The organism is Dyella sp. C11, assembly GCF_003121485.1.
Taxonomy (GTDB): domain Bacteria; phylum Pseudomonadota; class Gammaproteobacteria; order Xanthomonadales; family Rhodanobacteraceae; genus Dyella.
Genome location: NZ_QAVX01000001.1, coordinates 464,260 through 486,151, shown reverse-complemented (window position 1 = coordinate 486,151; position 21,892 = coordinate 464,260). Strand labels below are relative to the sequence as shown.

18 protein-coding genes are annotated in these 21,892 nt (G+C 64.1%); 1 reads left to right on the top strand and 17 read right to left on the bottom strand.

What is annotated here, in order from left to right:
• Positions 1-6: 6 nt before the first annotated feature.
• Entirely contained in the window at positions 7-2,742 is a 2,736-nt protein-coding gene (secA, locus tag DK366_RS02075) for a preprotein translocase subunit SecA (protein WP_109123833.1), read from the bottom strand.
• A gap of 244 nt (positions 2,743-2,986) precedes the next feature.
• A complete protein-coding gene (locus DK366_RS02070) occupies positions 2,987-3,916 on the bottom strand; it encodes a M23 family metallopeptidase (protein ID WP_109123832.1) in 930 nt (309 codons plus the stop codon).
• A gap of 30 nt (positions 3,917-3,946) precedes the next feature.
• Here DK366_RS02070 and DK366_RS02065 point away from each other — a divergent pair, with 30 nt between their 5' ends.
• Positions 3,947-4,429: a DciA family protein gene (locus DK366_RS02065; RefSeq protein WP_109123831.1), complete on the top strand. Its 483-nt coding sequence runs from the start codon at positions 3,947-3,949 to the stop codon at positions 4,427-4,429.
• Positions 4,430-4,660: 231 nt separating this feature from the next.
• On the opposite strand, the gene lpxC is transcribed toward DK366_RS02065, so the two are convergent.
• From lpxC to mraZ, 15 genes are all read right to left on the bottom strand, one after another.
• On the bottom strand, positions 4,661-5,575 hold the full coding sequence (gene lpxC, locus DK366_RS02060) for a UDP-3-O-acyl-N-acetylglucosamine deacetylase (protein WP_109123830.1): 915 nt from the start codon (positions 5,573-5,575) through the stop codon (positions 4,661-4,663).
• A 463-nt stretch (positions 5,576-6,038) separates the two neighbouring features.
• Positions 6,039-7,220 (bottom strand): cell division protein FtsZ, encoded by a 1,182-nt coding sequence (gene ftsZ, locus DK366_RS02055; protein ID WP_109123829.1) that lies wholly within the window; start codon positions 7,218-7,220, stop codon positions 6,039-6,041.
• A 117-nt stretch (positions 7,221-7,337) separates the two neighbouring features.
• On the bottom strand, positions 7,338-8,570 hold the full coding sequence (gene ftsA / locus DK366_RS02050; RefSeq protein ID WP_109123828.1) for a cell division protein FtsA: 1,233 nt from the start codon (positions 8,568-8,570) through the stop codon (positions 7,338-7,340).
• On the bottom strand, positions 8,567-9,304 hold the full coding sequence (locus DK366_RS02045) for a cell division protein FtsQ/DivIB (RefSeq protein WP_109123827.1): 738 nt from the start codon (positions 9,302-9,304) through the stop codon (positions 8,567-8,569). The genes ftsA and DK366_RS02045 overlap by 4 nt, the downstream gene beginning before the upstream one ends.
• Positions 9,301-10,236 (bottom strand): D-alanine--D-alanine ligase, encoded by a 936-nt coding sequence (locus DK366_RS02040; protein ID WP_109123826.1) that lies wholly within the window; start codon positions 10,234-10,236, stop codon positions 9,301-9,303. The genes DK366_RS02045 and DK366_RS02040 overlap by 4 nt, the downstream gene beginning before the upstream one ends.
• A gap of 202 nt (positions 10,237-10,438) precedes the next feature.
• A complete protein-coding gene (gene murC, locus DK366_RS02035; protein WP_232820866.1) occupies positions 10,439-11,938 on the bottom strand; it encodes a UDP-N-acetylmuramate--L-alanine ligase in 1,500 nt (499 codons plus the stop codon).
• Positions 11,935-13,008 (bottom strand): undecaprenyldiphospho-muramoylpentapeptide beta-N-acetylglucosaminyltransferase, encoded by a 1,074-nt coding sequence (murG, locus tag DK366_RS02030; RefSeq protein ID WP_109123825.1) that lies wholly within the window; start codon positions 13,006-13,008, stop codon positions 11,935-11,937. The genes murC and murG overlap by 4 nt, the downstream gene beginning before the upstream one ends.
• Positions 13,005-14,234, bottom strand: a complete 1,230-nt coding sequence (ftsW, locus tag DK366_RS02025; protein ID WP_198651383.1) for a putative lipid II flippase FtsW — start codon at positions 14,232-14,234, stop codon at positions 13,005-13,007. The genes murG and ftsW overlap by 4 nt, the downstream gene beginning before the upstream one ends.
• Positions 14,235-14,236: 2 nt before the next feature.
• Positions 14,237-15,337 carry a phospho-N-acetylmuramoyl-pentapeptide-transferase gene (gene mraY / locus DK366_RS02020; RefSeq protein WP_109123823.1) on the bottom strand — a complete coding sequence of 367 codons (1,101 nt, stop codon included), beginning with the start codon at positions 15,335-15,337 and terminating at the stop codon, positions 14,237-14,239.
• Positions 15,327-16,697 (bottom strand): UDP-N-acetylmuramoyl-tripeptide--D-alanyl-D-alanine ligase, encoded by a 1,371-nt coding sequence (murF, locus tag DK366_RS02015; RefSeq protein WP_109123822.1) that lies wholly within the window; start codon positions 16,695-16,697, stop codon positions 15,327-15,329. Before murF ends, mraY begins: the two co-directional genes overlap by 11 nt.
• A complete protein-coding gene (locus tag DK366_RS02010; RefSeq protein ID WP_109123821.1) occupies positions 16,694-18,166 on the bottom strand; it encodes a UDP-N-acetylmuramoyl-L-alanyl-D-glutamate--2,6-diaminopimelate ligase in 1,473 nt (490 codons plus the stop codon). The genes murF and DK366_RS02010 overlap by 4 nt, the downstream gene beginning before the upstream one ends.
• A complete protein-coding gene (locus DK366_RS02005) occupies positions 18,163-19,974 on the bottom strand; it encodes a penicillin-binding protein 2 (protein WP_109123820.1) in 1,812 nt (603 codons plus the stop codon). The genes DK366_RS02010 and DK366_RS02005 overlap by 4 nt, the downstream gene beginning before the upstream one ends.
• The gene (ftsL, locus tag DK366_RS02000; RefSeq protein ID WP_109123819.1) at positions 19,971-20,243 is read right to left on the bottom strand and encodes a cell division protein FtsL; all 273 of its coding nucleotides are present in this window, start codon (positions 20,241-20,243) and stop codon (positions 19,971-19,973) included. The genes DK366_RS02005 and ftsL overlap by 4 nt, the downstream gene beginning before the upstream one ends.
• Positions 20,244-20,248: 5 nt before the next feature.
• The gene (gene rsmH / locus DK366_RS01995; protein ID WP_109123818.1) at positions 20,249-21,163 is read right to left on the bottom strand and encodes a 16S rRNA (cytosine(1402)-N(4))-methyltransferase RsmH; all 915 of its coding nucleotides are present in this window, start codon (positions 21,161-21,163) and stop codon (positions 20,249-20,251) included.
• A gap of 56 nt (positions 21,164-21,219) precedes the next feature.
• A complete protein-coding gene (gene mraZ, locus DK366_RS01990; RefSeq protein ID WP_046972286.1) occupies positions 21,220-21,666 on the bottom strand; it encodes a division/cell wall cluster transcriptional repressor MraZ in 447 nt (148 codons plus the stop codon).
• Positions 21,667-21,892 lie beyond the last annotated feature (226 nt).

The window sequence follows — 21,892 nt, the reverse complement described above, 5'->3', positions numbered from 1 at the left end:
TTCTTTTTAGCTCAATTGGCCGTGGCAATGCTTGTACTTCTTGCCGGAGCCGCAGGGACAAGGGTCGTTGCGGCCCACGCGCGGACCGTCCTGATCCGGAACACCCACGGGTGCGCCCATGCTGCCAGCCGCCACGGCTTCCGCATCCGCACCCAGCGCGGCCACCGGCGCACCGCCGCCGCTTGCCAGCATCTGGCGCTGCAGGCGTTCGGCCAGGCGCTGCTGCTCGGCTTCCATGGCAGCGACTTCTTCTTCGCTGCGCACGCGCACGCGGGCAAGCATCTGCACCACTTCGGCCTTGATGCGATCGAGCATGCTGGAGAACAGCTCGAACGACTCGCGCTTGAACTCCTGCTTGGGCTGCTTCTGCGCATAGCCGCGCAGGTAGATGCCCTGGCGCAGGTAATCCATGCTGGCCAGGTGTTCCTTCCACGCGTTGTCCACCACGCTGAGCATGATGTGCTTCTCGAGCTGACGCATGGTCTCCGTGCCGATCTGCTGTTCCTTGTTCTTGAACAGCTGATCCACGCCCTCGCGCACATGCTCGAGGATCATCTTGTCGTCGATCTCGTGCTGCTGGTCGACCCACGACTTCAGGTCCATCGACAAGCCGAATTCGCTTTCCAGTTCGCGATCGAGGCCGGCGAGGTCCCACTGCTCGTCGATGCTGTCGTGCGGAACGTAGCGACGCACCACACCGGTGACCACGTCATCGCGAATGTCGGCAATGGCATCGGACACATCGTCGACCACCAGCAGTTCGTCGCGCTGGCTGTAGATCACCTTGCGCTGGTCGTTGGCCACGTCGTCGAACTCAAGCAGGTGCTTGCGGATGTCGAAGTTGTGCTGCTCGACCTTGCGCTGCGCCTTTTCGATCTGGCGGCTGACCATGCGGTCTTCCAGCGCGTCTTCTTCCTTCATGCCGAACATGCGCATCCAGCGGCCGACCCAATCGCCGGCGAAGATACGCAGCAGGTTGTCCTCCAGCGACAGGTAGAAACGCGACGATCCCGGGTCACCCTGGCGACCGGAACGACCGCGCAGCTGGTTGTCGATACGACGCGACTCGTGACGCTCCGTACCGACAATGTGCAGGCCACCCGAAGCGAGCACCTTCTCGTGCAGCTTCTTCCACTCGGACTTGGCCTTGGCGCGATCGGCATCGGTTGCCGTTTCCGGCAACGCAGCCAACGCAGCTTCCAGGCTGCCGCCCAGCACGATGTCGGTACCGCGACCGGCCATGTTGGTAGCAATGGTCACCGAGCCCGGTGCGCCCGCCTGAGCCACGATGTGCGCTTCGCGCTCGTGCTGCTTGGCGTTTAGCACTTCGTGCGGAATCTTTTCCTTGCGCAGCAGGTTCGACAGCAGCTCGGACACCTCGATGGAAGTGGTACCCACCAGCACTGGCTGACCGCGCTTGTTGCAGTCCTTGATGTCCTCGATCACGGCGTTGTACTTGGCCTGCTGGCCAAGGAAAACCATGTCGGGGTTGTCCTGGCGGATCATCGGCTTGTGGGTGGGAATGACCACCACTTCCAAGCCGTAGATCTGCTGGAATTCGTAGGCTTCCGTATCGGCCGTACCGGTCATGCCGGCCAGCTTCTTGTACATGCGGAAGAGGTTCTGGAAGGTGATCGTGGCGAGCGTCTGGTTCTCGCGCTGGATCGGCACGCCTTCCTTCGCTTCCACGGCCTGGTGCAAACCATCGGACCAGCGACGACCCGCCAGCGTACGGCCAGTGAATTCGTCCACGATGACCACTTCGCCGTCGCGCACGATGTAATCGACGTCGCGGTGATAGATGGCATTGGCGCGCAACGCCGCATTCAGGTGATGCACGACGGCCAGGTTCTTGGAGTCGTACAGGCCGCTGTCTTCGTCGATCACGCCCGCCTGGCGCAGCAGCTCATCGGCGTGCGACATGCCCTCTTCGGACAGGTGCACCTGCTTCTGCTTTTCGTCGACGAAGTAATCGCCGGCGCTGTCTTCCTTTTCCTGGCGGATCATCTTCGGGACGATCTTGTTCACCGCGATGTACAGCTGCGGGGAATCTTCTGCCGGACCGGAAATGATCAGCGGCGTACGCGCTTCATCGATCAGGATGGAGTCCACCTCGTCGACGATGGCGTAGTGCAGGCCGCGCTGATAGCGCTGGTCCTTGCTGAGCGCCATGTTGTCGCGCAGGTAGTCGAAACCGAATTCGTTGTTGGTGCCGTAGGTGATGTCGGCCTTGTACGCCACGTGCTTGTCGGCGTGATCCATGCCCGGCCACACCACGCCGGTGGTCAGGCCGAGGAAGCCGTAGAGCTTGCCCATCTGCGCCGAGTCGCGGCGCGCCAGGTAGTCGTTGACGGTGACGACGTGCACGCCCTTGCCTTCCAGGGCATTGAGGTACACCGGCAAAGTGCCCACCAGGGTCTTGCCTTCACCCGTGCGCATTTCAGCAATGCGACCCGAATGCAGCACCATGCCGCCAATCAGCTGCACGTCGTAGTGGCGCATGCCGAGCACGCGCTTGGCGCCTTCGCGCACGACGGCAAACGCTTCCGGCAGGATCTTGTCCAGCGACTCGCCACCGGCGACGCGCTGCTTGAACTCGTCCGTCTTGGCGCGCAGCGCCTCGTCGCTCAGCTTCTCGAACTCGGGTTCCAGCGCATTGATGCGCGCGACATTCTTGGAGAGCTGGCGCAGCACGCGTTCGTTGCGGCTACCGAAAAGGCTCGTCAGGGCACGGTTGAGCATCGATCTTCCGGATCAGGATTCATGAACCGCCTACCCGGCAAACCCGGGCAGGACGAAAGGATTGATGATACTAGGGTCGGCGGGCTATCCCAAACGCCACGCCACCGCAGGCGCCGGCTGGCCCTGCAACGACGAAATTCCCGTATCGGCGAACTTCGCGGACTCCCCCGATCATCGTCCCGATCTTGGAGTGGCGGCGTGCCCGAAGGCTTTCAAGGGTGCCGCCAGCGGCCCCCGCGCCGGTTCAGCGATGGTTCTTCACGAAAGCCAGCGGATTGACCACGCGGCCCTTGTACCAGACCTCGAAATGGACGTGAGATCCCGTCGAACGCCCGGTGGACCCGGCCTCGGAGACCACGTCACCCACGTGCACACGCTGGCCCGGGCTGACTTCCAGCTTGCTGTTGTGCGCATAGCGGGTCATGTAGCCGTTGCCATGGTCGATCTCGATGACCTCGCCATAGCCGGTACGCTCGCCGGCATAGGTAACCATGCCCTCGGCGACAGCATGAACCGGCGTGCCCTTGGGCGCGGAGATATCCAGACCGGTGTGATAGGCGGCGTGACCGCTGAACGGATCAGGGCGACCACCGAAATAAGAGGAAATGTAGCCTTCGACCGGCATGCCGGTGGGCTTGAGATTGGACTCGATCTTGGCGTCGAGCAGCAGGCTCTGGAGCGCCTGGAGCTGGGCTTGCTGGCTGTCGAACTGGTTGGCCAACTGGTTGATGCTGATATCGAGATTTTGCGGAAGCGCATAACCACTATCCGACAAATCCTCCACACCACCGACGGCAGGCTGCTCGTCAAAGTTGAACTCGCCGTCGTCGAGCTTGCCAACCTGGGTCAGGCGTTCGCCGAGGGCGTTGAGGCGGGTGGACTGCGCCTGGAGCTGACCCAGCTTCACGGCCAGCGCATCGATGTCGCGCTGCGAGTCTTTACGAATGCCCGCAAGCTGCTCGTTCTGCTGCTGTACCTGCTGGCGCAGTCGGCGGATTTCGGTGAGCGCGCGGTCATGCGGACTGGCCACGGCCATGGCGATCGCTCCGCCCAATCCCGCGCATCCCAGGATGGCCGCAGCGACGGCGCCGAACAGGCGGAATCGCAGCCGCCGGTCCGCGAGATTCAATGTTTTCGGCACCTTTTTGGTGCGGGACACAAGTATGATTTGCATGCTTTTCTACGTCAGAAGATGTCGGCATCCATGCAGCGCGATGATCCAAAACCCTCTCGCCGCACCGGTTCCGGCCTGAAGGCCATTACCGAATACGGCCCCGTAGCGTCGCTGGCCAAAAAGGCCCGCGCGCTCGACGCGTTGGATCGCGCACTGCGCCAGACGTTACCGTCACCACTCCGCGAGCAGGTTCGTTTCGCCAACCTGCAAGACGGCCGCCTCGTTTTTCTGGCTCCCTCGCCGGCTCTGGCCGCCAGGCTGCGCCTTCTCCAGACGCAAATCCTCTCGACCGCACGCGCCGTAGGCACGTACGCCAGTTCAGTCACCGTGAAAGTGGCCCCCCAACCACCGACAGAAAACGTGCCGGATCGGTCAAAACCGCTTTCGCCAGCTGCCGCCTCTCACCTGAGAGTCGCAGCAGCCTCAACCACAGACCCCGAATTACGGGAACTGTTCCTCGAGCTGGCGTCCGTCGCCGAAACTTCTGATTCCTCTGCCGACGAAACCCGCTGAGACCAGGTTCCGGCGCACCCCATGGCGGTACATCCCCTGCACCGGCCCTTCGGTCGGCACTGACGGGTTTATACCATGCCCCCACGAACGTGACAGACCCCGATGTCATCAATACGTGAACAGCTGCCAATGGAAGGGGCGAGGTATATCACAAAACAAACGGCCGCGTCTTTGGGCCGCGGCCGTTCAGTTTGTTCAGGCTTGTGAAGGACTTAGCGAATCGCCCGTCGATCAGATGGCCTGTGCCGGGTGGGCGTAGGAGATCGGCGAGGTGGCCGGATCGTCCGCAAAGCTGACCTCTTCCCAGGCCGAAGCATCGGCCAGCAGGGTAAGCAGCAGCTTGTTGTTGAGCTCGTGGCCCGACTTGTGGGCGTAGTACGCACCGACCAGGCTGTGGCCCAGCAGGTACAGATCGCCGATCGCGTCGAGGATCTTGTGCTTCACGAACTCGTCTTCGTAACGGAGGCCGTCTTCGTTGAGCACGCGGTAGTCGTCGAGCACCACGGCGTTGTCCATCGAACCGCCGAGCGCCAGGTTGTGTTCGCGCAGCATTTCGATGTCGCGCATGAAACCGAAGGTGCGGGCGCGACTCACTTCCTTCACGAACGAGGTCGTGGAGAAGTCGATTTCAGCGCGCGAGGTGCGCTTGCTGATGATCGGGTGATTGAACTCGATCGAGAAGCCAACCTTGAAGCCTTCGAACGGCTCAAAGCTGGCCCACTTGTCGCCATCCTGCACCTTGATCGGCTTCTTGATGCGGATGAAGCGCTTGGCGACGTTCTGCTCTTCGATGCCTGCCGACTGCAGCAGGAACACGAAGGGACCAGCGCTGCCGTCCATGATCGGCACTTCAGGAGCCGACAGGTCGACGTAGGCATTGTCGATGCCCAGGCCCGCCATCGCGGAAAGAAGATGTTCCACCGTGGAAACACGCACGTCGCCGTTGACGAGCGTGGTCGACAGACGCGTATCGCCGACATTGTCGGGACGAGCGTTGATTTCGACCGGCGGATTCAGATCGGTACGACGAAACACGATGCCCGTATTCGGGGCAGCGGGGCGAAGCGTCATGTACACCTTGTCGCCGGTATGCAGACCGACGCCTGTGGCGCGAATGATGTTCTTGAGCGTACGCTGCTTGATCATTTTTTTGGTACCTGTAAGGGGCAGCAGCCAATTTAGGGAACGGATGCTAACACAGTCTTAACCTGTGAAAAGGCGATCCGCGCCACACACACTGTTCACCCTTTCATGCTCCTTTCATTCACGAACTTATTCCGTTCGTGGGGTGATCAGCATTTTTCCAAGCATTTTCAATGGCTTGACTGAAGCGCAACGCCCCGGACCGGGACGGGATCCGGTCTCGGGGCGTCGGACCAAGCCAAAAATGAATCTGGCCCGGTCATGCTCATCCATGAAGCATGGCCCTACATCTCAAGAACGAGCGCCGGCGCAGCGTCAACCAAGCCACTTTCCGCCCCCGAAAGGGCGGCAAAGCGGGCTCGGGCAAGGGCTTCAATCAGACGAATCCCATGCACGATTCGTTACTGACAAGTGAAACCGGCGATTTGTTCAATTTTTCTTCAAATTATTTGCCCAGTCAGCTGTCTCAGTCGGCCTGGCGACGCAGGAAGGCCGGGATGTCCAGGTAGTCGAAGCTCGGATCGGCGCTCTTGGCCTGGCTGGTGGTCTCGACGCGGCTGGTCGTGGTGACTTCCGGCTGGGCGTAATCGACCACTTCATTACCGGTGCCGGTACGCAGTACGACCGGGCGCGGACGCTGGCGCATTTCCACCTGCTGGGCGACCACCGGACGCTGCGGCTGGCGAGCCACGGCGCGGTTGAGGCCGGTGGCCACGACCGTGACGCGCACGTCGTCCTGCATTTCCGGATCCAGGGAGGTACCCATGACCACGGTGGCGTCTTCACTGGCGAAGTCGTGAATGATGCGGCCGATCTCGTCAAATTCGCGCATGGTCAGGTTCGGACCGGCGGTGACGTTCACCAGGATGCCGCAGGCGCCGTTGAGATTGACGTCTTCCAGCAGCGGGTTGTTGATGGCGGCCTCGGCAGCAGCCTGCGCGCGGTCATCACCACGGGCGGTGCCCGAACCCATCATGGCCATGCCCATTTCGGACATCACGGTGCGCACGTCGGCGAAGTCGACGTTGATCAGGCCCGGGGCGGTGATCAGGTCGGCAATGCCCTGCACGGCGCCGAGCAGCACGTCGTTGGCGGCCTTGAACGCATTAAGAAGCGTCACTTCGCGACCCAGCACCGACAGCAGCTTTTCGTTCGGCACGGTGATCAGCGAATCGACGTGCTGGGACAGGTCTTCAATGCCCTTGGCGGCCACCTGCATGCGGCGACGACCTTCGAACGGGAACGGCTTGGTAACCACCGCGACCGTGAGGATGCCCTTTTCCTTGGCGAGCTGGGCCACGACCGGGGCTGCGCCCGTGCCGGTACCGCCACCCATGCCGGCGGTGATGAACACCATGTCCGCGCCTTCGAGCATTTCCTCGATGCGCTCGCGGTCTTCCAGTGCGGCCTGACGGCCCACTTCCGGGTTGGCGCCGGCGCCCAGACCCTTGGTCACGTTGGCACCCAGCTGCAGGTGCTGACGCGAACCGCAGCTCTTCATCGCCTGCGAATCGGTGTTGGCGACGACGAACTCGACGCCTTCGATGTTTGCATTGAGCATGTGTGCCACGGCATTACCGCCGCCGCCGCCCACGCCGATGACCTTGATTACTGCATTGGGTGCGAGTTTTTCGATCAGTTCAAACATTTCCCGTCCTCCGTAGAGCATCGTTGTCGTTGTAACCGCGGGTGCTGACGTTCCTGTCGCCCCGAGGTGGTGGACGAACATCCATTCGTCCTGGCCAGGCCTCATGCCCTGCCCAAATCAAAAATTCTTGGTAATCCAGCCACGCAATTTGTCGACCAGGCCGCCCACGCTGCCGCCGCTGGGTCCGCTCACGCGCATGCCGCCGGAACGCGAGCCATGCAGCAACAGGCCGACGCCGGTGGAATGCAGCGGATTGGCGATGACCTCGCCCAGGCCCGAGATATGCTGCGGCACGCCGATGCGCACCATCTTGTGGAAGATCTCTTCGGCAAGCTCCAGCGCACCTTCCATGCGCGACGCACCACCGGTGAGCACCACGCCTGCGGCAACCAGGCTCTCGTAGCCCGAACGGCGCAGTTCGTCCTGCACCATCTCGAAGATTTCCTCGTACCGCGCCTGCACCGATTGCGCGAGCGACTGGCGCGCAAGACGACGCGGCGGACGATCGCCCACGCTCGGCACCTGGATGGTTTCTTCCGCGTGCGCCAGCTGCGCCAGCGCGCAGGCGTACTTGATCTTGATTTCCTCGGCGTGCGCGGTCGGCGTGTGCACGCCATAGGCGATGTCGTTGGTCACCTGGTCGCCACCCACCGGCAGCGACTTGGTGTAGCGGATCGCGCCCTGCGTATAGATGGAGATATCCGTGGTACCCGCGCCGATGTCGACCAGGCACACGCCCAGCTCACGCTCGTCGTCGGTCAGCACCGACTTGGCGCTGGCCACGGCGGACGGCACAAGTTCGTCCACGGTAAGGCCGCAACGCTGGATGCACTTGCTGATGTTCTGGATCGCCGCCGCGGCACCGGTCACCAGGTGCACGCTCGCTTCCAGGCGCACGCCGCTCATGCCCACGGGCGAACGGATGCCGTCCTGGCCGTCAATGCGATATTCCTGTGACTCTTTATAAAGAACCTTGCGGTCGGCCGGGATGGCCACGGCGCTGGCCGCTTCGAGCACCTGGTCCAGGTCGCTCGGCATGACTTCGCGGTCGCGAATGGCCGCGGTGCCGTGCGAGTTCTTGGTTTCCAGGTGACTGCCGGAAATGGAGGCGTAGACCGAGCGGATATCGCAGCCCGCCATCAGCTCCGCCTCTTCCACGGCGCGCTGGATGGAGTGGACGGTGGATTCGATATCCACCACCGAGCCGCGCTTCATGCCGCGCGACACGTGCGTGCCGATACCGATCACTTCGATCGGCTCACCGGGTTCGTACTCGCCAACAATCGCCACCACTTTCGAGGTGCCGATGTCGAGGCCGACCACCAGTTGCTTGTCGTTCTTGGTCTTCATGTGCGGGGTGAGCCTCCAGCGTTCACGGTGCTCGCCTGGGGCGGCCATCGAACGGCAAATCCATTGGTGTAACGAAGATCGGCATAGGCAAAGCCATCAGCGTGGCCTGCCATGAGCTGTGGGTAGACATCGAGGAAGCGGCGCAGGCGACGGCCCGCCTGTTCGCGATCGCCGACGACGATTTGCGCACCGCTGCTCGTGGTGAGGCTCCAGCTGCCACGCTCGGTGAGCGCGACGCCGGTGATTTTCAATTTGGTGTTGACGAACGCCTTCTGCGTTTCCGCATAAAAGCTCACCACTTCGGCCAGGCGTGAATCGGGGCCACGCAGATCCGGCAGATCGGTGTTGGCCGATACATCCGGCACATCGAATACCAGGCCCTGACGGCTGATGAGTTGCTTCTCGTTCCAGCGCGCGAACGGTTGGCGCTCGTAGATGCGCAGGATCAGCGTGTCGGGCCAGCGCTTGCGCGCCTCCACCGATTCCACCCACGGCAGCGTGGCGACGGCCTTCTGCACGCCGTCGATGTCGAGCGCGAAGAAACCTTTGCCGAGGCGCGGCATGACGACCGAACGGAGTTCATCCTCGGTCACATGCTTGAACTCGGCTTGCACCGTCAACTGGGTCACGGGCCAACGATTGGCCGCAAACCATCCGCGCAGCACGCCGACGATCGGCAGTGCCACGAGCGCGATGGCCAAAACCCAGGCAACGAGGCGAACGGCTCCCCTCACACGCCCTCCCGGAAGCTGGTTTCCAGCACGCGCCAGCACAGCGTCTCGTAATCGATACCCGCGACGGCGGCCGCCTTGGGCACCAGCGAATGCGAGGTCATGCCCGGCGCCGTATTCACTTCCAGCAGCCAGTTGCGGCCTTGCCTGTCGCGCATCACGTCAACGCGACCCCAGCCGGAACAGGCCAGCGCGTCGAACGCGCGCAGGGCCAGTTCCTGCATCTCGCGCTCGTCGTCACCGCGCAGACCCGGGCAGATGTACTGCGTGTCTTCTGCGATGTACTTGGCGTTGTAGTCGTAGTACTCGCCCTTGGGCACGATGTTGATGGTGGCCAGCACCTGGCGATCGAGAATGCCTACGGTGTACTCGCCACCTTCGATCAGCGTTTCCATCAGCATGTCGCCGGGATAGCGCTGCGCCAGTGCCACGGCCTCGTCGAGGTCTTCTTCCTTGAACACGCGCGAGACACCGACGCTGGAGCCTTCCCACGCAGGTTTCACGATCAGCGGGAAGCCGATTTCGCGAGCAGCCGCGTGCACATCGGCACCGCGCGGCAGCGCCTTGAATTTCGGCGTGGGCAGCCCGAGCGACTGCCACACCAGCTTGGCGCGGATCTTGTCGAGCGACAGCGCCGAACCCAGCACGCCCGAGCCCGTGAACGGAATGCGCAGCGATTGCAGGGCGCCCTGCAGCTCGCCGTTCTCGCCGCCACCGCCATGCAGGATGTTGAACACGCGCGCGAAGTGGCCTGCGCGCACGGCATCGAGCAACGCGGGGATGCCATCGATGGCATGCGCATCCACGCCGCGCGCCTGCAGCGCGGCCAGCACGTTGCGGCCGGAATCCAGCGACACCTCACGCTCGGCCGAGCTGCCGCCCATGACGACGGCGACGCGGCCAAACTGTGCGGGATCGGTAATCGTCTTGCTCACCTAGAAGTCTCCCTCGCCCATCCACATGGCCCGCGTTGCTTTCCTGCGGCTGCCAGATGGTGTTGTGTGATGCAGGCTTGGCCGGTGGCCAAGCCAAATCGCGCGGCGCCGTCTGGCAGCCGCAGGAAAGCAACCCTTCGGGCCGGGTCTGTTGGCCCCCAGGACTGCGTCATCATTCGATCGTGTATCGACATACACTCACTCATTCTTCCTTGCCCTGCGGGCCAACAGCTCCCGGCGCGGGCCATGTGGATGGGCGAGGGAGACTTCCTGTCCTCAAGTTGCCGGCATTCGCCAGCTCGACTGCTGCTGCGCCGATATCGCCAGCACCCAGCAGCAGCACCAGATCACCGTCGCGCACCAGCGCGGGCAGCGTGTCTTTCAGATCGCGCGGATGATCGATCAGCACCGGATCCACCTTGCCGCGAGCACGCACGGCGCGCGCCAACGCGCGACCATCGGCGCCCGCGATCGGCGTTTCACCGGCTGCATAGACTTCGGTCAGCACCAGCACATCGGCTTCGGCCAATACGTTGGCGAAATCGTCCAGCAGATCGCGCGTACGGCTGTATCGGTGCGGCTGGAAACCCACAACGAGGCGGCGATCCGGCCAACCGCCACGCGCGGCGGCAAACACGGCGGCGAGTTCGCGCGGGTGATGGCCGTAGTCATCGACCAGCAACGCCGCACCTTTATCCAGCGCGACTTCACCGCGGCGATGGAAGCGACGACCCACGCCCTGGAACGCTTCCAGCGCGCGCGCGATGGCTTCGGCTTCCACACCCAGCTGCCAGCCGATGGTGGCGGCAGCCAGGGCGTTGAGCACGTTATGGCGACCCGGCAGATTGAGCTTCACGTGCAGTGCGTCGTTGCGGCCCGGCAGCCACAGGTCGAAGTGCATCTCGAAACCGTGCTGCGAGAGGTTGCTCGCGCGCACGTCCGCATCCTTCGTCTCGATGCCGTACGTCATCACTCGACGCGTGGTCGACTTGGCCAGCTCGGCAACTTCCGGATCGTCGACGCACAGCACGGCCAGCCCGTAGAACGGCAAGCGGTGCAGGAAATCGTCGAACGCTTTCTTCACCTGGGCGAAGTCGTTGTTGTAGTTCTCCAGGTGATCCGCATCAATGTTGGTGATGGCGGCGATCACCGGCGAGAGCATCAGGAACGAGCCATCGGACTCATCCGCTTCGGCCACGATGTACTGGCCCGTGCCGAGGCGCGCATTGGCGCCGGCCGCGTTGAGCTGGCCGCCGATGACGAACGTCGGATCGTAATTCGCCTCAGCCAGTACGCTGGCAACAAGGCTGGTCGTGGTGGTCTTGCCATGCGTACCGGCGATGGCGATGCCACGGCGAAAACGCATCAGCTCGCCCAGCATTTCCGCACGCGGCACCACCGGAATGCGTGCGGCGCGCGCGGCCTGCAATTCCGGATTGTCGGCCTTGATCGCGCTGGAAGTGACCACGACGTCAGCGTCGCCGATGTGCTCCGCTTCGTGACCCACGTGTACCACGATGCCAAGACTCGCCAGACGCTGCGCGGTCGGCGAGTTGGAGCGGTCGGAGCCGGACACGGCATAACCGAGGTTGTGCAGCACTTCGGCGATGCCGCTCATGCCCACGCCACCGATGCCGATGAAGTGCACGCGGCGGAAGGTGGTCATCAGGTCTTCGTGCGCAAGCAGGCGACGCGGCGTCATGCGGCCACCTCCACGCAGGCACGGGCAATCACGTCCGCGGCATCGGGCTTGGCGAGCGTGCGGGCGGCCTCGCCCATCGCAATCATCCGTTCGCGATCATCCAGCAACGCTTCCAGGCGCTGCGCCAACTGCTGTACGTCCAGATCCTTCTCCTGAATCAATTCGGCCGCATGCGCGGCGACCAGCGCCTCGGCATTGCGGGTCTGGTGGTCATCCACCGCATACGGAAATGGCACGAGCACGGCGCCGAGTCCGGCTGCCGTCAATTCAGCCAGCGTCAGTGCGCCAGCGCGGCAGACCGCGAGGTCAGCCCATGCGTACGTGCCAGCCATGTCTTCGATGAAGGGCACGATCTGCGCCTCGACGCTGGCCTTTGCATAGGCCGCGCGCGCCTCGTCGATGCCACGGTTGCCGCACTGGTGCAGCACCTGCGGACGCTGCGCCGGCGACATCAGCGCGAGCGCCTGCGGCAGTGCGATGTTGAGCGCGCGTGCGCCGAGGCTTCCGCCAAGCACCAGCAGGCGCGGACGCCCCGTGTGGCCGCTGATGCGCTCACGCGGTGACGGCAGCGCTGCGATCGCACCACGCACCGGGTTGCCGACCCACTCGGCATTGGGCAGCGCATCGCTGAAACCGGCCAGCACACGCTGCGCATGCGCGGCGAGCTTGCGATTGGTGAAGCCCGCCACGCGATTCTGTTCGTGCACCAGCAACGGGCGATGCGTGATGCGCGCCGCCACGCCACCGGGACCGGCCACGTAGCCGCCCATCGAAAGCACGCTGCGCGGATTGATCTTGCGCAGTGCGGAGAGCGACGACCAGAGTGCGCGCGCCAGCATCAGCGGCGCCATCAAGCGCGTCTTCAAACCCTTGCCACGCAGGCCACCGACCGGCACGGTCACAAGCTCGATGCCGTGCGCCGGCACCACCTTGGTTTCCATGCCGCCTTCCGCACCCAGCCATACGACCGGAATGCCCTGCGCACGCAGGGCTTCGGCCACGGCGAGGCCGGGGAAGATGTGGCCGCCGGTGCCGCCGGCCATGATCAGCACGGGCTTCTGGCTGCTCATGCGGTCACCGCCTCGCGCGCAGCCGCGGCGTTGGCGTCAGCCACCGCGTTGGCCGGCATGCGCGACGCCATCTGGCGGGCATCGATGGCGCGATTGATTTCATACGTGGTGCGCAACAGCACACCCGCCATGGCGCACGTCAACACGATGGACGAACCACCGTAGCTGATCAGCGGCAGGGTGAGGCCCTTGGTCGGCAGCGCACCGAGATTCACACCGATGGACACCATCGCCTGCAGGCCGATCATCATGGAGATACCGCAGGCTACGAAACCGGCAAAGCGCTGGCCGATCTCCATGCCCTTGGCGCCCAGGTACAGGCCGCGCCCCACCGCAAGGCCGAACAAGCCCATCACGAACAGAATGCCGGCGAGGCCGAATTCCTCGGAGATCACCGCGAAAATGAAGTCGGTATGCGCTTCAGGCAGGTACGACAGCTTGAGCACGCTGGAACCCAGGCCCACGCCGGTCCACTCGCCACGACCGATAGCCATCAGCGACTGCGTGAGCTGGAAACCATCGTTGAATGGATCGGCCCACGGATCGACGAACGAAGTCAGTCGACGCATGCGGTAGGGCTCGAACTTCGCCACGAACCACAGCAACGCCACCACCGGCAGACCCATGCCGCCAAGGAACACCGGATTGGCGCCGCCCATCCAGATCATGCCAATGGTGACGGCGATCATCAGCGTGGCCGAACCAAAGTCCGGCTGCAGCAGCAGCAAGACCACGAACATGCCGGCGACCACGATGGGCTTGAACAAGCCCCAGAAACTCGATTCCACGCTCTCGCGATGGCGCACCAGATAGCTGGCCGTGTACACGACCAGGATCAGCTTCACTGCCTCGACCGGCTGGAAGCTGGTGATCAGGAAGTTGAGCCAGCGCCGCGCACCGTTGATGCGCATGCCGATGCCGGGCACGAATACCAGCAACAGCAATACGACAGCGGCGGCGAGCAGCAGGTAGGCGTTCTTTTCCAGCAGCTTCAGCTCGGTGCGCATGGCCACCGTGGCAAGCACGGCGCCCAGGCCGAGGAACAGCAGATGCTTCTTCAGGAAATAGAACGCGCCGATGTGCTGGCTGTCCGCCACGGCGATGGAGCTGGAGGTGACCATCACGACACCGACGCACGCCAGACCGACGAGCGCGATCACCAGCAGCATGTCGAAGCTGCCGCGGGGACCCTGTCGTCGTTTGGCCTGGGTGGTGTCGAAGATCATGATCAGCGCACCTTCAACGTGGCAAGGCCGATCAACACCAGCACGACGCTGATGATCCAGAAGCGCACGATCACACGCGGCTCGGGCCAGCCCTTGAGCTCGAAGTGGTGATGGATGGGCGCCATGCGGAACACGCGCTTGCCTGTCATCTTGAAGCTGGCCACCTGGATCATCACCGAGGCGGTTTCCATCACGAACACACCGCCCATCACCAGCAGCACGATTTCCTGTCGCACGATGACCGCGATGGCCGCCAGCGCCGCGCCAATGGCCAGCGCGCCCACGTCACCCATGAACACCTGCGCGGGATACGTGTTGAACCAGAGGAAGCCCAGGCCCGCGCCCGACAGCGCGCCACAGAAGATCGCCAGCTCGCCAGCGCCGGGAATGGACGGGATGCCAAGGTATTCGGAGAACACGCGGTTGCCGGCGAGATACGCGAACACGCCCAGCGCACCCGAGACAAGAACGGTCGGCATGATGGCCAGGCCGTCGAGGCCGTCGGTAAGGTTCACCGCGTTGGAGAAGCCCACGATCATGAAGTAGGCAACCACCACGAACAGGATGCCCAGCGGAATCGCCACCTGCTTGAACAGCGGCACATACAGCGCCGTTTCGGCGACCGGGGCCAAGCCGCTGCCATGAGGCGCCGTGTAGTAAAGAAACAGCGCGGCCGCGAGGCCGAACACGGACTGCCAGAAATATTTCCAGCGCGAGGCCAGGCCGCGGCTGTCCTTCAGCACGAGCTTCTTGTAGTCGTCGTAGAAACCGATCACGCCGAAGCAGAGCATCACCGCCAGCACCAGCCACACGTAGCGGTTATGCAGGTCCGTCCACAGGATGGTCGAAAGCGTCACCGCCAGCAGGATCATCACGCCGCCCATGGTGGGCGTACCAGCCTTGGACAGATGCGTCTGCGGACCATCCTTGCGCACCACCTGGCCGGCCTTGAGATCGGCCAGCTTCTGGATCAGTACGGGACCAAACAGCAGCGACATCGCCAGCGCGGTGAGCGCGGCCATGATCGTGCGGAACGTGATGTACTGGAACAGGTGAAGGCCGGTGAAGTGCCGGGCCATCCAGTCTGCAAGTTCAAGCAGCATCGGATGCGCCCTCCCCATTCTTCTTGTTGCCGCGAAGGGCGACGACGACCTGATCCATGCCGGCGGAACGCGAGCCCTTGATCAGGCACGTGACGCCGCCGTGCAGTTGTTGCTTGAGTGCGGCAGCCAGCGCCGCCTTGTCGGCGAAGTGCTCGCCACGTTCGCCGAATGCCTTGACCGCGGCCGCACTCAACGGTCCCACGGCAAACAAGCGGTCGATGTGATGCTCGCGTGCGCGCTCGCCGATGCCGGCATGCAGTGCCACCGCGTTGTCACCGAGCTCCGCCATGTCGCCCAGCACCAGCCAGCGCTCGCCATCGGCCAGAGCCAGCGTGTCGATGGCGGCACCGACGGAACCGGGGTTGGCGTTATAGCTGTCGTCGATCAGCGTCCAACCGCCGGCCATCGTTTCCAGCTGCAAGCGGCCGGCAACGCCCGGTACCTGCTCAAGACCTTCCACGATGGTGTCCAGCGGTACGTCCAAGGCCAACGCAATGGATGCCGCCGCCAACGCGTTGGCGATGTTGTGGCGACCGGCCAGCGGCAGGTGCACGTCGGCATCACCCACCGGCGTGCTCAACACGAAGTGCGAACCGTCAACGCGCTGATCCACGATGTCGGCGCCAATGTCCGCCTTATGGCTGAGGGCAAAACGCAGCTGCCGGCGCGTGCCCGCCAGCCCCGCAAAGAAGCTCGCGAAGGCGTCGTCCGCATTGATGATGGCCACGCCGTCGACCGGCAGCGACTGATACAGCGCGCCCTTGGTTTCGGCCACGCCTTCGACACTGCCCATGCGCTCAAGATGCGCGGGCGCGATGGTGTTCACGAGGCCGATATCGGGCCGCGCGATGGCAGCGAGATAGGCAATGTCACCCGGCTTGCCCGCACCCATTTCGAGCACGGCGTACTCGGTGTCCTGCGGCATGGCCAGCAAGGTGAGCGGCAAGCCCAACTCGTTGTTGTAGTTGCCGGCGTTGACGTGCGTGCGGCCGTGGCGCGACAGGATGGACGCCGTCAGCGTCTTCACCGTGGTCTTGCCGTTGGAACCGGTAATGCCGATCACGCGCACGTTGCTCTGCGCGCGCACGGCACTGGCCAGGTCGCCCAATGCCAGGCCGGTATCGTCCACCACCACCTGCGGCAACGACGAATCGACCTTGCGCGTGACGAGCGCCGCGACCGCGCCTTTCGCCTGCGCCTCGGCAAGAAAATCGTGGCCGTCCACCCGTTCGCCCTTGATGGCGACGAACAGGTCACCGGCCTGCATCTTGCGCGTATCGATGGATACGCCGGTCACATCCACGTCGCCACCCATGAGGTGGCCGCGAGTCCAAAGTGCGATGGTGCTCAAGCGCATCATGCGCGTACCTCCAGCGCCTGGCGTGCAACGGCCAGGTCGTCAAACGGGCGCTTGCCATGCGCGCCTTCCTGATACGTTTCGTGACCCTTGCCGGCGATCAGCACGACATCGCCCGGCTGGGCGCACGACAGTGCCGTTTCGATCGCGCGGGCACGATCACGTTCTACGGTGGCCATGTCGGGCTGGCGAAGCCCGGCCACGATCTGCGCCACGATGACGTCGCCGTCTTCGCCGCGCGGGTTGTCGTCGGTCACGATGATGCGATCGGCAAGACGCTCGGCAATGGCGCCCATCTGCGGGCGCTTGCCTGCGTCGCGTTCGCCGCCGCAGCCGAACACGCATATCAGCTGGCCTTCGCAATGGGCGCGCAACGCCGACAGCGCTTGTTCCAGTGCATCGGGCGTATGCGCGTAATCGACGACCACCAGCGGCAAACCGGCAACGCCGCCAAGGCGATTCATGCGGCCGTTGATCGGCTCCAGCGCTTCCACGGCATCGACGATGCGATCGAATGATTCACCCAATGCGCCAAGACACGCGATGACCGCCAGCAGATTGGCCACGTTGAAACGGCCGAGCAGCCGGCTGCGGATGGCATGGCTGCCCCACGGCGTCTGCAGCGTGAAGGCCAGCCCTTCCGATGACGTAACGATGTCGGTGGCGCGCACTTCGGCGTCGGCTGCACCTTCCGTGCTCAAGCGCAGTCCGCGTACGGCCTGTGGGATGCGCCGGGCGAGCGTCTTGCCGAATGCATCGTCGACGTTGATCGCCGCCGCTTCCAGCGTGGGCCACGCAAACAGCTTGGCCTTGGCTTCGCCATAGGCTTCCATGCTGCCGTGGTAATCGAGATGGTCGCGCGTGAGGTTGGTGAAGGCGGCCACATCGAACGCCACGGCGGCCACACGTCCCTGCTCGAGCGCATGCGAGGACACTTCCATCGCCACGTGCGTAGCGCCCTGTTCGCGGAACGAGGCGAACAATCCCTGCACGTTGATGGCGTCGGGCGTGGTGCGCTCGCCTTCGCTGATCTGGCCATGCAGGCCGGCGCCCAGCGTGCCGATGGTGGCCGCGCAGTGACCCAGGTGCTCCAGCGCCTGCGCCAGCAGCTGCACCGTGGAGGTCTTGCCGTTGGTGCCGGTGACACCGATCACGCGCATGGCCTCGGACGGACGACCGAAGAAGCGCGAGGCGATTTCACCGACCTTGCCGTGCAGGCCATCGACCCAAAGCACCGGCGCGCCGAGGCCTTCCACATGCGCCGCCGGCGCTTCGGCCAACACCACGCGCGCGCCACGCTCGACGGCACCACGTGCAAAGGCGATGCCGTGCTCACGCGTACCACGCAGCGCGAAGAACGCGTCGCCCGGACGCACCTGGCGCGAATCGAGCGTGAGTCCCGAAACGACGATATCGCCGACACCCGGGGTCTCGGCGATGCCATGCAGCAGCTGGTCGAGGCGCGCGGTCATTGCGGCGCCTCGTCAACGGGGGCGTCATCCACGGTTTCGACGACGGGCGGCTTGCTTCCCGTCAAACCGTTCTGTCCTTGCAAGGGCCCGCCGACATACCAGCGGCCGATATTGTCGGGCGGCACGTCCAACAGGCGCAGTGCGCCATCCAGGACCTTGGAGAACACGGGGCCCGACACCAGCGCGCCGTAGTAGCTGCCCTTCCTCGGGTTGTCGACGATCACCACTGCGGCCAGGCGCGGATTGGACGCGGGCACGACACCGGCAAAGGCGGAGCTGTAGTTGCTGTTGGAATAGCCGCCGGCCGTCGCCTTGTGCGCCGTGCCGGACTTGCCCGCCACGCCATAGTTGGCAATCCACGCATACGGCGCACCCGTGCCGCCCGGCTGGGTCACGGCCACCATCATCTGCACCAGCTGATTGGCGACCTTGGGGTCGATGATCTGCTTGGCTTCGTTGTCCGAACCCTTCACGAAGGTGGGCAGGTGCATCACGCCGTTGTCGGCGATGGTGGCGTAGGCGTTCGTGAGCTGCAGCGGCGTCACGTTGAGGCCGTAGCCGTACGCCAGGATGGCCTTCTCCAGCATGCCCCAGCTCTTGCCCGGCTTCAGATAGCCCGACGCTTCGCCGGGAAAGCCGCTGTTGGTGCTGGCACCGAAGCCGAACGCGCGATAGGTGTCGTACATCAGGCCGGTGTCCAGCGTCAGCGAGACCTTGGCGGCGCCGATGTTGCTGGATTTGGCGATGATGCCGGTGGGCGACAGCATGCCGTTGGAATGCGTATCGCGAATGTCCTTGCGGATATAGAAGAAGTGGCCGTTGCCAGTGTCGACCATCGGGCTCGTCGGCGTGTACTTGCCGCTGGACAGCGCCGCCGCCATCAGGATCGGCTTGATCGTGGAACCGGGTTCCACCACGTCGGTCATCGCGCGGTTGCGACGGCTGGACGGATTGCTGCCGCGCAAGGCATTCGGGTTGTACGTGGGCCAGTTCACCATGGCCAGCACTTCGCCGTTGCGCACGTCCAGGATCACCATGGAACCGGAGTCGGCATCCGACTGCTCGATGGTGTTCTTCAATTCGTTGTAGGCAAGGAACTGGATGCGACGGTCGATGCTGAGCGTGATGTCGCGACCCGGCTGCGGTGCGCGCACCAGGTCGAGATCTTCCACCACGTGGCCCTGGCGATCGCGGATGACGCGCTTGCGGCCTTCCTTGCCGGCCAGCCAGTCGTCGAACGCCAGCTCCAGGCCTTCCTGGCCGTGGTCGTCGATGTTGGTGAAGCCGAGCACGTGCGACGTCACCGGACCGGACGGATAGAAGCGGCGAAATTCGCGCTGGCCGTTCACGCCCGGCACGGCGAGATCAAGCACGACCTGCGCAGCATCTGGCGACATCTGGCGCTTGAGATAGACGAACTCGCGCTCGGAACGCTGCGACAGATACTGCTTGAGCGCATCCGCATCCATGCCGATGGCCTTGGCCAACGCCGGCAGTTTGTCTTCGTTGTCCAGCACTTCGGCCGGATTCGCCCAGATCGACACCACTGGCGTGGACACCGCGAGCGGCTCGCCGTTGCGATCGAAAATGGTGCCGCGCGACACCGCAATGGGCACCTCGCGCAAAATGCGGGCGTCCGCCTGGTTCTGATAGAAATCCTTGCGCACCACCTGCATGTCAAACGCGCGCGCCACCAGCGCCAGCGAAGCGGCCACCAGCACACCGCCCACCACCAGCATGCGACGGCGTGCGCTGGGCACCGCAGCGTGGCGGCGCGAGGAGGATGAGGTGCGCGGGCGCGGTTTCATCGGCGCACCAGCTGGATGTCTTGCGGCTTGGGATTGGCCATGCCCAGCACCTGGCGCGCCTCGTCGTCCACGCGACGCGGTTCGGCCCAGGTGGCCTGTTCCAGTTCGAGCTTGCCGTATTCAATATTGAGATCGTCGCGCTGGTTCTGCAGGCGGGTCAGCTCGACGAACAGCACGCGGCTCTCATGGCGCGTCCACACCACGGCAATGGCGCTGGAAAGCACCGCCGCGATCAGGATGAACATGAAGAGGCCGCCGAGTACCCTCATGCAAGCTACTCCGCCACGCGCAACACCGCCGCGCGGGAACGCGGATTGACGGACAGCTCTTCGTCGGACGGGAATTGCGCCTTGCCGACAGCAGCGAGACGGGCCGGCGCAGCCGCGACCGGCGGACCGCGGCGACTACCCTGCACGCGACCGGAGTGATCGCGAATGAACAGCTTCACCGCGCGATCTTCCAGCGAGTGAAAGCTGATGATGGACAGGCGACCACCCACCTTGAGCAGATCCAGCGCCGCATTGAGACCCTGGCTGAGCGCGTCCAGCTCGCCGTTCACGCGAATGCGCAACGCCTGGAAGCTGCGGGTGGCCGGGTGCTTGCCGGGTTCGCGACGACCAATGAGGCGCTCGATCAGCGCGGCCAGCTGGCCGGTGCGCGTGATCGGATTTTCCGCGCGGGCTTCCACGATGGCGCGGGCGATCTTGCGGCTGAAGCGTTCCTCGCCGTAGATCCACAGCACGTCGGCAATCTCTCTTTCCGACGCGTGCGCCAGGAAATCGGCCGCACTTTCACCCTGCGTGGTGTCCATGCGCATGTCCAACGGTGCGTCGGCCATGAAGCTGAAGCCACGGGCGGCTTCGTCCAGCTGCGGCGAGGACACGCCAAGATCGAGCAGGATGCCGTCCAGGCCGCCGGCGGTTTCGTCCCACTCGGCCATGCTGGAAAAGTTGGCGTGACGGATGGACACGCGCGGGTCGCTGGCGAAATCGGCCTGTGCGGTGGCGATGGCGGTGGGGTCGCGATCCATCAACAGCAGGCGGCCGTCCGGACCCAGGCGCGACAGCACGGCGCGGGCGTGGCCGCCGCGTCCGAAGGTGCCATCGAGATACCGCCCGCCTGCCTGCACGGCGAGTCCCTCCACTGCTTCACCCAGCATCACCGGGATGTGCACTAACCGCTCGGCCATGCCGCTTGCACTCCCGCTCCCGTCCCGTTACTGCGCCGCGCTGTCACCGTTGCCGGTTACAGCTGCAGCTCCGCCATCTCGTTGGTGATCTCGTCTTCGCCGATGGTCTGGCGGATCTTGGCCAGGTGAGCCTGTTCGCTCCAAAGCTCGAATTTGTTGCCCATGCCCAGCAGAACCGCCTTCTTCTCGATACCCGTGGTTGCGCGCTGGCTCGCCGGCAGCAGGATGCGCACGGCGGAGTCGGGCTCAACCACGGCCGCGGCACCCACCAGCTTCATCTGCATGTCGCGATGGGCCGCCTTGACCTTGGGAAGCGCGTTGACCTGGTCGCGCACCTTTTCCCACTCCGCGTACGGGAACAGCCACAGGCAGCCCGACTCGAAGGGGTTGTAGGTGATCACCAGACGATTGGCGCAGGCGTCGGCCACCAACTCGCGGTACGCGGTCGGAATGGCCAGCCGGCCTTTGTCGTCAACGGTGATGGCGGTTTCGCCCTGGAACACGACGCTATAGCTCCACGAATTCCCACGATTTCACACAGGAACCCACGATAGTCTCGCCCCCTGAGACTGTCAAGGAAATTTTTCTTGTGAATCAATGAGAAAGGCGGTGATCTGGCAGTAATTCCAGCCATTTCGAGGAAACACCCGAAGGTGTTTGAATGGCTAGGATTTTTTGCTCATGACCCATGCCATCAGTCATATCTTCGAGGCCCCGAAAAGGCACCGG